Raw genomic sequence first — 14631 nt, 5'->3', positions numbered from 1 at the left:
CCGGCGGCACCGCCGCCGGATCGACTTTGGGTGGTGAAATAGCTTGGGCAGCAGGAATATTGCCCGTAACCGCGATCAGGCTCAGGGTTGCGACGACAGCGGCGGCGCGGGTGCACACCGGTATCAGTGGCGAAGCCACGTGAACAGCCCTCCCAGCGCCGCGGCGGCCGGCAGCAAGACGATCATGGCCAACACCTCGAGCCATTCGACGGTCAACCGGATCAACGGCCGGAACCGCGTCGCGGGCACCAAAAGCGCCGCGGCCAAACCCAGCGCGGCGAAGGCGACGACCAGCGCCACCGGCCAGATCAGCCCGGTCTCGAGGTTCCTCGGCCCGGTCAGCGCGTACTTGACGACACCGGCGCATACCGCCGCGCATGCCCCGCATACCAGGGCGACCGCCTGGTATTTGGCCGCAAATCCGCGGCCCTGGGTGATGAAGATGCCCACCACCAGTCCGGCCACGAGCAGGGCCAGCCACGCCCAACGGCGACCCGGCGCCAGGACGCCCCACACCGCGAAGGGCAACACCGTCGACACCCCGGCGCACAGGCCCACCTGAACCGCGTTGACCAACCGCGCCGACGCGGCGATCGCGGCCCCGCGGGCGGTGATGTCGGTCAGTTCGTCGTCCTCGTCCTCGGTTTCGTTGGCGCTCACCGGCGACACGGTGTCCACCGGCATGCCCTCGCGGCGCGCGAACAGGTCGCGTCCGGTGATGGATCCGAAGTGCGGCGGCCGCACCCTCGCCACCCACAGCGCGATCGTCGGCGCCATTCGCACCAGCACCAGCAGACCGAACAGCACGCAGATCGACAGCACCTGCACCGACACCGGCCGAAACATCCGGGCGGCGGCCACGCCGGCCATGATCCCGCACACGGTCACCACCGCCGTCGCCGCCGCGGTCTGCCACCGTTTCCGCGTCGCCACGCTGATCGCGATGGCGCCCAGGATCACGACGACCAGTCCGATCATTGCGTGCGGCGCCCCCAGCTTTCCGGGGGGCGCGCAGCTCCCCGCAACGGCAACCAAAAGCACCGTCAGCCAGGCGAATCCGCTGAACATGTCACGGCGCTGCGGCCATCCCGTGAACACGACGACCGCGGCGATGGCCAGGAGCAGCCCGACCGCGCCGCCAACGGCCGCCGGGATCAGGCTGTCGCTGACGGTCCGTTGCCGCAGTGTCAGGCCCACCACCACAGCGGCCGCCATCACCGCGATCACAATCGCGGTATGGGCGGCGGTCAGCGCCGTCACCGGAGCAAACATCCGGTCGCCGCCGTCGCGGCCGAGCCACTTGCCCATGGCCGCCAAGGCCGTCGACAGCGACTCATACTGCGGCTCAAAGGATTCCCCATCGACCCGAGGCACCAACACCAGCGTGTCACCGTCTTGGACGCCGAGCTCGTCGAGGCTCTTGTTGACGTCCAGGCGTACCCCATTGACCTTGTGCAGCTCGTAGCTGCCCGGCGGCAGGGCCACGCCGTCGAAACCCTTGCGCTTCAGGTCGTCGCTGAGCAGCTCCACCATGCCCTCGAAGAAGCCTTCCACCGGTGTTCCCGCGGGGAACACCTGCGAGCACAGGTGCTTGTCATAGGAGATGTTGACTGCGCACCGCGCCGGGAAGGCGACCTTGTGGGGCGACGTCACTGCTGGGCCCTCTCGGCGCCTGCTTCGGGCACGTACTTGTCGGCGAGCCCGGCGGTGATCTCGAAGAGCCGCAGCCGCGACTTCTTCTTCAGCTCGTGGACCGTGTCGATGATCCCGCCCTTGGCGAGGTGCGGATCGAACGGCATCACCTCCACCGTCGCGCCGACCTTGGTGAACCGCTCGGTCAAGTAGGCCAGGGCGTCCTTGTCGACGGCGCTGTCGGTGTGGTTGATGATCACGGTGCTGTGCGACACGAGCTCGTGATAGCCCTGCGCGCTGAGGAAGTCGATGGCGCGCAGTACCGGCCGGGACCGGTCCGCGGTGATGCCGGAGACGAACACCAGGGTGTCGGTGTTGTCCAGGACGGTTTTCATGACCGGGTGTTCAAGGTCGGGGGCGGTGTCGACCACCATGACGTTGTGGGTCCGCCTCAGCCGCGCCAGCACCCCGGCGAACATCGCCGGCACCAGCGGCCTCGGCTGGTCCGACGTCCGGTTGCCGGCCAGCACGTCGAGCCCGACCGCGTTCTGCCCCAGGTGTTCGCGGATGTCCGCGTAACCCTGCACGTCGGTGTCGTTGATGATCGCGGTGTAGTCACCGGGCGGCGATTCGTCGATCCGGTCCGCCAGGGTGCCGAAGCCCGGCACCGCATCGATTGCGATCACGTTGGTGGGCCGGCATTCGCGGAACACACCCCCGATGCACGCGGCCATCGTCGACACCCCCACGCCGCCCTTGCCGGAGACCAGCGTGATGACAAATTGCCGCCGAATGTGCCTACGGATGCGTTCCTTTAATTCGCGATAATGGCGTTCGCCCGGCGATTCTCCGAGGTTTATTTTATGGAACGAAAGGCCGTAAATGAATTTCCGCCAACCCGAACCCGGGGGAATTTTTCGGGGGGCGGCTAAATCGGTGATACGCATGGTGTCCGATACCGAATCCCGGTGGCGCACCGCTGACGGATCCCCCCGCCCAAGCCTCTCTTCGTCAAACATATTGGGGTCATTCCAAGGTGTCGTCACGACCGTCGATGCTAACACGATTCGCGATAGTCCGTTTCCCCGTCCACTAAACCGCGAAGTGCATTAGAACCGAGTTGGGCTTTACCATTCCCGTGATTGGTGTAACGGACACTTTTGCGGCGTGGGTCAAACCACGCGCCGGTAGGAGTACCACTCCTCGCCGGCGGGCAGGTTCTGGATGAGCCGCTGCACCGCCGCACTGATGTCGCTGCGCGATCCCGGTGACAGGACCTGGTAGCGCCGCCCACCCGACGTCATGCCTTCGACGCACAGCCGGCCGGCGGCGGTGTCGACGATGGCCACGGCCGACTCCCCGATCGCCAATCGGGCCGTTTTGTCCGGGCCGACACCGGCCTGCACCGCCACGATGGCCGCCGAGGCCGACCGCCCCGGATCGGCGGCCATGGTGACGATGTGCAGCTGGTCGACGTCCAAGCGCTGCCTGAGCAGAAATGATTTCAGGCTGGCGGCGTCGTGCACCGACTCCAGCAGCTCCTTGGTGTCCACGGTGACCGGCCGGAGCGGCGCGGCTTCCGCCACGCCGCACAATCGCTCGACTTGCCCCACCACGAGTTCCGTGGCCGTGGCCGCCTCGCTGGCGGTGCCGGCCGGATGGAGCCGCACGAGGTCGCCGTGGCGTTCCAACACCACCCACCAGGTGGCGAACCGGCAGATTGCCGCGCGCGTCGGATCCCGCCCCGGCACGTTGATGTGCAGCAGCAACCCGAGGTCGCGCCGCAGCAGCACGGTCAACCATTCCCGGATCATCGGGTCCGCGTTGCCGGCCTCGTCGAGGGCACCGCAGGCTTTCAGTTCCGCGACCACCGGGTGGCGCAGCGCCAGCTCTGGGGTTTCCAGCCGAGGCAGCAACGGCCGCAGGCCGAGCTCGGGGCACAGCTGCTCGACGCCGGTCACCGCCTGCAACACCCACAGGCCGTCGATTGTCGTTGTCAGCAAGCCGCTTTCACCTCAGACAGGTCGCCGGGCACACCGAAGGTGGGGCACATGCGAGGCGTGGGCGCCCCACCTTGGTCTCCGCCCCTGGACACGACAGTGCCGCTGGGGCAGGCGATTTCAGAAAAGGTGGCTGATGTTGGTGTCGGTCTGGATCGCCGCGTCGAGCACGTGGCCGGTCGTCTGGCCGTGCTGGCGCACCGTGTCGATGAGGCCCTGCAGTCCCGACAGCATCTGGTACTGCGCGTCGAAGAACCCCGTCGCGCCGTGGCCGGCGAAGAACTCCTGCAGCGAGTTGGTCTTGTTGGCAACGTCGGCGTGAATGGCGTCGAGCTGACCGGCGCGGGAACCGACGTCGGCCGCGAAGTCGGCCACCGGGCCCGGGTTGTAAGCGATGGGGCCTGTCATGGTGATGTCCTCTCTGAAGCGAAATGGGTTGGCAGTTAAGCGAGGTTTTGTGCGGAGCCGCCGAACAGCGCGCGGAACGCGTGCTGTGAATCGGCCTCGTGGGCTTCCATCAGGGCCGCGGCCTGCTTGAGGCCCTCGGCCAGGCGGGTGCCGCCCGTCAAGACCTTGTTGAGGTCGTTGGAAACTTCGGACGCCGTCATGTGCGAGGCGACGACCGCGTCGCCGGACCAGGTGGACGGATTCATGACATTTTCTTGGTTGGCCAAGTAGCCCTGCGCGATCGCGATCGCGTGTTCCATGTGCGCTTGAATCGCATCGCTGGTGCTTCGCAGCACGTTGGCATCGACAACAATTGACACGGTTGATTTCTCCTTATCCGGTTAGGCGTTTTTCTTTATTGTGTTGTTCCCGTTGGTTTCTCGGGTTGCGTCGAAGTGTATGGCGGCTGTCCCGATGTGTCGATTCACCCTGTGAGCAGGCCTTTTCAGAGTCTCTCGTCGACCACGCGCACCGTCGCGGGTTGCTCGTTCTTCTTGTGCGACCCGCCGTGGCCGCCGGCCGCATGGCCCACCGGCATGCCGCCGACTCCGGTGCCGCCGGCCGCCGGCGTTGTTGTCGTCGGGGACCGCACCGACTCGACGCCCAGTGCCCCACTTGGACGTAGCCCGACCGGGCGCCCACTGCTGCCGGGCTCGAACGCGCTGACCGGGCGAGTGAAGGTGGTCGCGGGCACACCGGCGCCGCCGAGCGAGGCCCCGCCACCGCCGACACCGGCCGCCGCACTCGGCGCCGCGGACACCGCGCTGACCGCCGAGGCGGGTGCCCCCGCGCCCGCACCCAGTGCGCCCGGATTGGCGAACATGCCCATCATCGATTGCAGCGGCTGCATCGCGCTCATCGGCGCCTGCATCAGCTGCGACGGCGCCTGCAGCGCCTGCGGGACCGCACCCATCATCGACTGCAGCGGTTGCATGAAGGTGCTCACTTGGCCGCCCATGTCCGGGCCGCCCGACGCCGCCTGGCCGGCACCCTGCGTACCCGTCTGGACTCCCTGGAACGCGGCGCGCATCCCGTCGCCCGCCGCCGCATCGCCGGCCGCCTCCCCGACCGTCGCCGCCGCTTCCGCCGGGGCGGCGGGTGAGGCGCCCATGGTCGCCAGCGGAGGCGGGATCGCCAGGCTTTCGGCCAGCCCGGCGAGAATGGCACCGTAACTGGCGCCGACCGCGGAGTTGTTGGGCCACATCACGCCGAAGTACTCCGTGTCGAGCGAGATGATCCGCGGCGTCAGCGTCCACAGCACGCTGGGATTGGCGATGTTGTCGGCCGCCTCCTCGTCACGGTTGGCGTTGCACTCCGGCGCCGGACGCATGGCGGCGTTGGCCATCTGGTAGGCCGAGATCGCGGCCGCGACCACCGCCGGCTTGACGTCGACCCAGCCGGCCAATCCGTGCAGCGACGCGTTGAGCGCGGTGGCGCTCGCGGCCGAACCCGCCGACCCCACCCCGGTCCAGCTTGCGGAGGTCACGACGGTATTGATCATCGACGCGCTGGCCGAAGCGTGGTGACTGGCGCCCAAGGCCGTCCAGGCGGCTTGGTTGGCCAACATGGTGGCCACGCCGGTCCCGGTCTTGAGCAGAAGGTCGTTGGCTTCGGGTGGACGCGCCGCCCACCCCGGATCGGGCATGGGTGTCGCTTACAGCCCGAGCGTCAACGCGCGCGCGGCCTCGGTGGCGGTGTAGACGCAGGCCGCGATGTTCTGCGTTCCGGCGAACAATCCCCGCTGCACCGCGTGCTCCTGCACCACGCCCAGGTAGGCACCCCCGCATGCGTTCAGTGCCGCGGCGAAGAGAGCCGAGTCAGGGTCATTGCCCATGGGCGTGGTGCCCAGCAGCGCCGGCGCGGCCGCCGCGGCCGCCCCCTCAACCTCGGCGCTGACGGCCGATTCGGCCCCGGCTGAGCTCAAAACAGCTTCCGGCGGTACGACAAACGACATATTTCCCTCCGAACGATCTCGCAGCCGATCCCTGCGAATGCGGGCAAGTCTAGTGCCTGAACGCAGATCGCGTATTCACAATTTTTATCCGCAGATCTCGCTGGTAGCAATTCACCAACCGGCGGCGCCCAGCGCGCAATTGTACTTGCGTCTAATTAATGCCACTGGCACCCCAAATATCGCTATTGCCACTCCCGTAACGCGTCACCCAAGGTTGCGTCCGGGGCGCCGACAAGTGCTGGGAGGTTGCCAGTTCAGCACCGGTCTAACTGAAATTGGCATTTTCACCCGCCGACCGCATTCGGCCGTAATGGGACCCAACTTGCGCCGACTATTTCGCGGCGATCGCGGACGGCATACCGACCAAAATCCCCTCGACGTCGGCTTCGTCCGTCACCAACAATCCGCGCCCCGGCGGCAAGGCTTGAGCGCGAAGAAGCCGGTTGATCTTGTTTTGCGGATCGTTGTCCATATAAAGCTGCGCGACCTTCGCCGACGTTTGATAGCGCATCCACGGGTCCATCTGCAGCGTCGCCCAGTTGGTGCTGTTGCGGGTGGTGAAAACGTGCAGCCCGATCTGGCGCGCGCGTTCCATCAGCATCCACAGCGCCGCCCCGACGGGAGCCGTCGCGGGATAACTCTGCGCCTGCGCCGGCCGCAGGTCTTGGACGTCGTCGATGAGCACGAAATGCCGAGTCCCTTCCCATGGCTTGAGCGCGCGCAACTCCTCCTGGCTCAGGCCCTTGGGTGGCAGCCGCGGCAGCAGGATCTCCTGGGCGAGCTCGGTGATGACGCGGTCGATCTCGTCCTGGTCGTAGGCGTAGGCACGCACGTAACCGGGTGCATGCAGGTCACGCAACCCGTGCGGGGCGGCCTTGGGGTCGATCAGCGTGAGCTGGGCCTCCTCCGGGCTGAACCGGCTCATCACCGCCTCGCCGATGGCGACCAGCGACAAGCTCTTGCCGCAGCCCTGCCGGCCCAGAATCATCAGGCCCGGGCTCTCCGCCAGCCGGAGGGGAACCGGGCCCAGCTGATGACGCTCGCCGATCGCGAACGCGATCGACAGATCGTCCGCGGCGGCGTGGGCAGCCAGGATCGCGCTCAGCTCAACGCGTTCCGGTAGCCGCTGCAGGACCGCGTGCTTGGTGACGCCGGCGACTTCGGCGACACGGGCGCCGACGCCCGGGGTGTCCACCAGCGTGCGGGTGGCGGGATCGACCACCACGGGAACGCCGACCAACAGTTCGTGCAGCGAGTCCGTCAGACCGAACCCTGGGCGGTCCAATGTTCGCCGGGCCGCCTCGCGCGACTCGATCGCCGACTGGCCCATCTGGCTCTCCCCCGGATCGGCGAGCCGCAATTGGATTCGCGCGGTGGCGTTTTGCAAGAGCTTCTGCCGCTGCCCGTGAATCCAGCCACCGGCGCTGCACATCACGTGCACCCCGTATTCGGGACCGCGGCTGCTGAGCGAGATGATGCGATCGCCCAGCATCATGTCTTTCGTGTAGAGGTCGTCGTAGTCGTCGACCACGACGAAGACGTCGCCGAACGGATCATTGGGATCGGTGCCGCCCAGGCCGTCGCTGCCAGGCCCGAACCGCCGTTCCCGGAAACCGTCGAGATCGATGTTGGCGCGGCGGAATGCGTCCTCACGGGCATCGATCAACGCGTCCATGCTGCTCAAGATCCGCTCGATGCCCTCGGTGTCCTTGGGCGACACGATGTCCGCGATGTGTGGCAGCGACCCGATCTGCGCCATGGTCGCCCCGCCGACGCAGAAGAATGTCACCCGCGACGGGGTGTACATCATTGCCGCCGAGCACATCAGCGTCATCAGCGTGGTGGTCTTGCCGCGCTGCTTGGCCCCCACCACGATGATGTTGCTGCGCAGCGCGTCGATGGAATGCACGACCTGTTTGGATTCCTCGGGGATGTCCATGACGCCCACCGGGAACACCAGGCCCGGGTTGCGCCCGTAGTCGACGTGCCAGGGCTTGCCGCGCCACCCGGCCACCACCGCATCGACGGGCTCGGGATTCTCCAGTGGCTCCAGCCACGGCCGCCGCGGCGCCCGGTGCGGCACGGTGTGCAACGACTCCCGCAGCACGTCGACGATCTTCTTTTTCTTGAAACCGTCCTCGTGCAAAAGGAATTCGTCGGGTTCCTCGTCGGCCGCCGACGCGGCTTCCAGCGCGGCGGCGTCGGCCTCGTCCAGCGGCTGGTATTGCCAGTTGTAGAGCCGGGGCTGCGTCAAGGTCATGTCGACGGTCCTGACCACCTCGGCCTTCTTCGGCACGATGAAGGGCGCCGACAAATAGAAGCAGCGGAACGGCTCCAGGTCACGCGGGCCCACCTTCAGCAGCGCGAAGCCGTTTTCCTTCGACGGCAGGTGGTAGGCGGCGTCGGTGCCGATCACCTCACGGCTGTCATCGCCCGATTCGGCGCGCAGCGCGATCCGGAATGCGATGTTGGACTTGACTTTTTGCAGGGACGACAGGTCGAGCCGTTGCCCACCCAGCATGAAGAAGACGTTGGCGCCGCGACCCTCCTGACCGATGTGAATGATCAGGTTGATCCACTTGTCGTGGTTGGCGAACAGCTCGAGATATTCGTCGACGATTACCAGCAGCACCGGCACGGGCGGGAGATCGCGTCCGGCAAGGCGGATCTCCTCGTAGTCGTTGGCGTCGCGGGCGCCCACCGACGTGAAAAGTTCGTAGCGCTGCTTGATTTCACCGTCGATGACCCTGCGCATGCGCTCGGCCAGGTGTCGCTCGTCCTTGCCGAGGTTCGACAGGGCGGCCACCACGTGCGGGATGCCCAGGATGTCCTGGGCCGCCGACTCGAATTTCATGTCGACGAAGATGACGTTGAACGTCTCCGGTGAATGTGTGAGCGCGATGCCGTAGACCAGCGACAGGAAGAACTCCGACTTGCCCGAGCCGCTGGTGCCGATGACCACCGAGTGGAAACCGAAGCCGCCGAAGTCCTTTGCGCGGATGATGACGTTCTGCAACTCACCGTTCGGTTTGGCGCCCACCGGGATCTCGCACCACCGCTCGTCGCCGCGGCCGCGCCGCTCGGCCCACAGTCGGTCCACGTCCAAATCGCGCGGGTCACTGATTCCCAGTGCGCGCAATAACTCTGCGGCTCCGCTGGCGGCGTCGGCGATTTCGGTGCCGCTGGTCGGCGACCACCGGGCCATCGCGCGCGCATACCGGTAGGCGCGCGGGATCGACAGTTGGTCGGCGTGCGCGAAGAACTTGCCCCCCGCGCGCAGCAGCGGTGCGGGACGGCCATCGTCGTCCTCGGTGCCGTCGCCGTTACGCCCGGCCTTGGCGGCGCCATTGGTTGAGCCGTCGGCCGTCGCGGTGTGCCGTTCGCTCATCTCGTAGCGCTGGTCCTTGTCGAACCCGACGCCGACGCCGGCCCGGGAAGCGATGCGCAGCACCGTGATTCCGGCCTTGCCGACTTGGCCGACGACGCTTTCCCAGGCCTCGGGGCTGCCGGTGTTGTCGTCCACGATCACCCAGTGCGGCCCAAGATCGGCCCCGGCGCCGGGCTGGCCCGTCTCCAGGGCTGAACCGAGCGTGGTCGGGCTGGCCGCCGCCAACGGCGTCCACTGTCCGCGCTTGCCCTTCATGTGCAGCTCCGCGCCCAGCGCCTGCTCGAGCTCTTCGGGTGTGGCAAAGATCAGCCGCCGCCACCCACACGCGTCGAACAACTCGTCGTGCAGGTTGTGCGGCAGCCACACCATCCACGACCACAACTCGGGGTTGCGGGTGACCACCATCAACTTGACGTCGCGCGGGTTGTGGAACACCGCCAACGAGCACAGCACCGAACGCATCAGCGAGCGCACCCGGTTGAGGTCCTCGCCGACGAAGCTGAACCCCGGCGCGGATCGCAGGTTGACCACCTTGGCGATATCGCGAATCTTGCGCTGCTCCAAGATGAAATCGCGCAACGCCTGGCCGGTGACGGGCTCCAGCTCCTCATCCGAGGCGATGTCTGGCCACGTCACCGACAGCACTGAATCCGGTGCGTGCTGCACGCCCGTGCCCAGCCGCACCTCCAGGAAGTCCACGTCGGCGCGCCCGCGTTCCCACATCCGCGGGCCGCCGATGATGGCGCCGAGGCCGCGCGGATCGGAATGCACGGCCTGCTGCCAATTCCGCTGCGCGCACACCGCGGTCTGGACCTCGTCGCGGTTGCCGTCGAGGTCACGTAGGTAGCGCCGACGGCCTTTTTCCAACTCGCCCCAGGTGATCTTGCGCGCGCGCCCGAGCCGGCCCGAAAAGGCCAGCATGCTGAACGCACCGATCCCCATCAGCGGGAAGAAACCCGTGGACAGGCTGCGCACCCCCGAGACGTACAGCATGACGATGGTGCCGATCAGCGCCACGATGAGCGCCGGTACGCCGATCATCACCCAGATATTGCGCGGCTCGCGTTCGGGCAGCGCTATCGGTGCGTTCGGCGCCACGCGAACCGGTTTCGGCGGCTGGATCCTGATGCGGTTGATCGGAAAAGCCCTCTTCGACACTTCTAGCCTCCCGCCCTTGCCGATGTCGTCAGCACGCTCGCCTGCCCCAGCACAGGCACCGTGTCGCGCGCCACCAGCGCGGCCTGCTGCGACAGCGCCGGACCCGCGGCAAAAGTCCGCAACAGCGGCCACGGCGCCTGCACGGCCGCCGCCGGATCCAGGCCCAGCGCGCGCAGCGTCGATTCGTCGGAGGCGATGCCGAACCGCACGCCGTTGTCGGCCACCCAGAACAGCGATTCCCGGCTGTCGCTGGTGACCACCCCGCTGGTCGACGTCACGAAGTTCGCGGCGCCCGGCAGTACCAGCACCTGATTGGCCACGACAGACGCCGGGTCGCGGTCGTCGCGGACGAGGCGCACGATCCGATTGTCCATCGACGAGGGGACCGGTAGCCCACGCCCGTTGTAGATGGCGACTCGGGCCTGCGGATCGGTCGACGCCTTCTCCCATCCCACACAGGTGGTCGGATTGGCCGCCGAGTCAATGAAATTCAGCCGTCCGGTCGGGTAGTAGTCCACCGACAGAGAATTCACCTCGGGAATGTTGACCAGCACATCCGGGGTCACCGTCCGTGGCGTCGCCGAACCGTAGGAGTTGGCGCTGCGCAGCAGATCCGCCACGAAGCCCCCGACCTTTTGCACCCCGTCGGGCAGCAACACGTAGAACTGGCTGCCCCCGCCCGCCGTTTGGTTCTGCAGCACCGCACCCACCTGCGAGCCCGGCAGGAACTTCGACGGACTACCGGCCTCCGGCACGTTGGGGACGCGGAGCGGCTCGGTGGCGGGCAGCCCGTCGAAGAGCGCCCGCGAAATCTCCACGGGCACCGTCACTCCGGGGTCAAGCCCCAGGCTCAAGGTCACCGCCCGGTCGGTGGGATCGACCTGGGAACGCTTGCCACCCCAGATCACATAGGTGGCACCTTCGAACGTCACCAGCAGGCCGGCGTCCTTGGCCATCGGCATCGCCCGACCGCCAATGAGCTGCCCCGCAATGGAAGTCACCACTGGCTTATCCGCAGTACGCGGCCGGCCCGCCGTGTCACAGACGGCCCACGCCGACATGGCGCCCCGGTTGACCGGCATCGCCGCCGGCGCCCCCGGGATGCCGACCAGCGGCCCGGTTGGATACTTCGCGATCTCGGGCGGTTTCACCCAGGTTGGTTGCCCCGCGGTGCCCGTTGCCAGCCGCGCCGAGGTCAGATTCAGCGCCGGATACAGGCGGCCGTCGATGCGCGCGTAGATCGCGCCAGACTCGCGATCTCCGATGATCGCCGAATCTCCCACCACCCCACTGGGTTTGAGCACATTCAGCAGCACCATCCAGCCCGAGGCGATCGCCACCAGCACCACCGACAGTGCCAGCGCCGCGGTCTGCTTACGGTCGTCGTGCTTCATCCGCACCGAGAAGCGGGTTGTCGCGGCCCGGAGCCGCCGGTTGTAGAACAGGTGGCCCGAATTCTGGTCGCGGTTGGACAAACTCAACGGCATTGGTCAATAGCCCTTCGGTGCCCGGCGGGGATCGGCCTGTTGGATTCGATCGGCCAGATCCGACGCGTCGGCGGCGACGCCGTAGTGGCCGCGCGCATAGTTGATGAACGCGCATGCCTGCGCTACCAGATCGTGGATGCTCGCCGACGTTCCCGGCTCGTGGTAGGCCGCGAACGTCGGACCGATGAACTGCCACGCACCCTTGCTCGGCGTGCCCCTGGCCGCGTTGACGTCCCAATCGTTTTCGGCGTAGGCGTCGTAGTTCGACTCGCGGCGGGCGACCAGGTCCATGCCGCGCTCCCACCGCGCACGCGCGGCCGGGTCGTGAATACCCTTGATGTCCAACGCTTTACGGATTGCCGTGCGGACGGAGGCGCGTCCGGCTGTGCCGTGACCGCGGCTCGCGGCGTATGGCCGTGAGCGCGAGTATCGCAGCCGGCGCAGCCGCCCAGCCAACAGGCGCGCCCGGGCGCGCGACCGCACGATGTGGCCGTGCTGCGCGCGCAACCGCGCTGCCATTCGGGCCATCGCCTCGCGGCGGCCCAGCGGTGTATCCACTGCGGGCATGGCATCGGTTAAAGCGGCGTCCAAGTTCATGCGCGTCGCGGCGCGCGCACCCGCGTGGTCGGCGCGGGCCCTCCGCAGGATGCCGGCCAACGCCACGTCGGTATCAGCCATACGACGAAGGTCTTCCGCCGCGCTTCGCGACCGGGCCGCCGCCCTTGCCGGCCACCCGGTTGTGCGTACGGCCCGTCGGGTCTCCTCCCCGCGCGAGCGCACCTGCGCGGGGATCTCACCAGCATCGTCGCCGGTGACGGCACCGGCGAACAAGTTGTGGCCACGTGACAAGGCCTTCACCGCCTGCGTCATCGCGGGATCACTCAACGATTCCCCCACCATAATTCCGATCGAAATCAGCCTGCGCTTCTTCGCGCAATGCCTCGAACACCATATTCAGCCGATCCATTAACTCGCGACAGGTATACGACGTCATCACCTGCGGCGCCAACGAGAGCCCCGTGAGCCGCCCGTCCGAATTGCACACCGCGTAGACGTCACCCACGTCGGCGGTGAAAGTCACCGCCTCCTGGGCCGCCAGGACCGCCTCCCACTTCTCGAAATTCGCCTTCAGGTCGGCCAGGACCTGGTCGACCAATGCCTTATCCGTCCCTGCGTCCGGGCGCATCGCATCCGCTCCGGACACCTCAGGTACAACTCCCATAACATTCGACACAAATACCGGCCGCGCTTCTTTTCGTCGACATGCGATCCCGCAGCACGTTCGCAGGTTCAGCAATAGCCGTTGCGCTCAAAGGCTTTTCGGTAGCAGTCATGTAACCCACGCCAACCTCAGCGAATCCCAAACCGGCGGCGTTTCGACGATAGCCACACGGCGATGACATTACTGCCTCGGGCACCGCCGGACCACTCACTTCCGAAACCGCTGTCAGCGACCATCATTGGCCGCCGGTGCACGGACAGACCCCATTAGTACGTGAATACAATTTGGCGAGCGGCGTTCTGAAAATAGCCGTTCTCGACGACGGCTTACTCCTGCTGCTCTTCGTCTGTCGGCACGATCACGATGCGCCGATTGGGCCTCGTGACCACGGGCGGCTTTCCTTCGGACTTCGTCACCGGAACGCTCGGCGGCGCAGTCAAGCGGCCTTTTACCGGCTGGCCGTTGGGGATACCCGGGACGGTCACCCGCTTTTCAACGGGCTTGTCCTTCCCGCCTTCACCGCCGGCGCCCATGGCGCCGGGCATCATCGGCATGCCGGTCATGCCCATCGGGCCCGTCGGCGTCGCAGTGCCACCGGCTTGCGTCACGGTCACCGGTTTCACCGACGCCGCCGCGGGCGTCGTGGGGGGAGACGACGACGGCACCGGCGGCGGGCCCAGATAGCCGGTCGGCGTCGTGCCACCGCCCGCGCCGATGCCGCCACCCCCGCCGGAACCGCCGCCGCCCTCTGTGGCGCTATCCAGCACCGCCTGGTCCCCCGACATTCCGGTCAGGGCGGCCTCCGCCGCTCCGCCGCCCTTCGCCGCTCCCATCAGCGGCTGGATGGCGCTCTCTGCGGCCTGCATCGCCTGTTGCGGTACCTGGGTGAGCGGCTGCATGACGCCGCCAAGCGCGCCGCTGATCGCACCCGCGATGCCGGACGCCATCTGCTGGACCATCTGCGTCAGTTGCTGCATCTGCTGCGACGACTCAGCCTCGTTCGCCGGGAACTTCTGGGCGGCGTCGAGCGCGTGCGCCCGACGATCTGCGTCGCCCTGGACGCTGGCCGCTTGATCTCCGGGCACGCCGAGATTGCCGGCAGCAGCCAGGGCCGCTTGGGCCGCATCAGCGGGTGCACCGGTCCCCGGCGGAAGTCCGTTCGGAACTATCGGCGGCGGTGACTGTGGCGCCCCAGCAATCCCAGCGAAGTCCGCTGGGCTTACTTTGAAGGGGCCCCCAGCCGTCGTCATGCAAACACCCCAAGCCTCACGTGTCGCTGGCTACTCGATCTGCCGCAACCACTCGCGTCCTGTCCTCGTGGATCGAATGGTAGAGCGCCGACC

12 protein-coding genes are annotated in these 14631 nt (G+C 67.3%); all 12 read right to left on the bottom strand.

Going from position 1 to position 14631, the window contains the following annotated elements:
- Window positions 1–123 precede the first annotated feature (123 nt).
- Window positions 124–1653: a type VII secretion integral membrane protein EccD gene (eccD, locus tag A5696_RS14170; RefSeq protein ID WP_082956491.1), complete on the bottom strand. Its 1530-nt coding sequence runs from the start codon at window positions 1651–1653 to the stop codon at window positions 124–126.
- The gene (locus A5696_RS14165; RefSeq protein WP_156738388.1) at window positions 1650–2678 is read right to left on the bottom strand and encodes a MinD/ParA family protein; all 1029 of its coding nucleotides are present in this window, start codon (window positions 2676–2678) and stop codon (window positions 1650–1652) included. Before A5696_RS14165 ends, eccD begins: the two co-directional genes overlap by 4 nt.
- Window positions 2679–2804: 126 nt before the next feature.
- Window positions 2805–3635 (bottom strand): ESX secretion-associated protein EspG, encoded by an 831-nt coding sequence (locus A5696_RS14160; RefSeq protein WP_067879698.1) that lies wholly within the window; start codon window positions 3633–3635, stop codon window positions 2805–2807.
- Between the two features lie 117 nt (window positions 3636–3752).
- Window positions 3753–4040, bottom strand: a complete 288-nt coding sequence (locus A5696_RS14155; protein ID WP_067879694.1) for a WXG100 family type VII secretion target — start codon at window positions 4038–4040, stop codon at window positions 3753–3755.
- A gap of 35 nt (window positions 4041–4075) precedes the next feature.
- Window positions 4076–4399 carry a WXG100 family type VII secretion target gene (locus A5696_RS14150; protein ID WP_067879691.1) on the bottom strand — a complete coding sequence of 108 codons (324 nt, stop codon included), beginning with the start codon at window positions 4397–4399 and terminating at the stop codon, window positions 4076–4078.
- 125 nt (window positions 4400–4524) lie between these two features.
- The gene (locus tag A5696_RS14145; protein ID WP_067879686.1) at window positions 4525–5724 is read right to left on the bottom strand and encodes a PPE domain-containing protein; all 1200 of its coding nucleotides are present in this window, start codon (window positions 5722–5724) and stop codon (window positions 4525–4527) included.
- A 9-nt stretch (window positions 5725–5733) separates the two neighbouring features.
- Window positions 5734–6033 (bottom strand): PE domain-containing protein, encoded by a 300-nt coding sequence (locus A5696_RS14140; protein ID WP_067879683.1) that lies wholly within the window; start codon window positions 6031–6033, stop codon window positions 5734–5736.
- 331 nt (window positions 6034–6364) lie between these two features.
- Window positions 6365–10579, bottom strand: coding sequence for a type VII secretion protein EccCa (gene eccCa / locus A5696_RS14135; RefSeq protein WP_067879680.1), 4215 nt, complete (start codon window positions 10577–10579; stop codon window positions 6365–6367).
- Between the two features lie 2 nt (window positions 10580–10581).
- Entirely contained in the window at window positions 10582–12066 is a 1485-nt protein-coding gene (gene eccB / locus A5696_RS14130; protein WP_067879677.1) for a type VII secretion protein EccB, read from the bottom strand.
- A gap of 3 nt (window positions 12067–12069) precedes the next feature.
- Complete coding sequence (locus A5696_RS14125; RefSeq protein WP_082969022.1) at window positions 12070–12966, bottom strand: transglycosylase; 897 nt, start codon at window positions 12964–12966, stop codon at window positions 12070–12072.
- Window positions 12944–13222, bottom strand: a complete 279-nt coding sequence (locus tag A5696_RS14120; RefSeq protein WP_369803345.1) for a DUF2710 family protein — start codon at window positions 13220–13222, stop codon at window positions 12944–12946. Before A5696_RS14120 ends, A5696_RS14125 begins: the two co-directional genes overlap by 23 nt.
- Window positions 13223–13614: 392 nt before the next feature.
- Window positions 13615–14538 (bottom strand): hypothetical protein, encoded by a 924-nt coding sequence (locus A5696_RS14115; protein ID WP_082956494.1) that lies wholly within the window; start codon window positions 14536–14538, stop codon window positions 13615–13617.
- Between the last annotated feature and the right edge of the window lie 93 nt (window positions 14539–14631).

The organism is Mycobacterium sp. E2699 (assembly GCF_001666745.1).
GTDB lineage: Bacteria > Actinomycetota > Actinomycetes > Mycobacteriales > Mycobacteriaceae > Mycobacterium.
The sequence above is the reverse complement of the archived record's forward strand: the minus strand, read 5'-3'. Positions and strand labels throughout refer to the sequence as shown.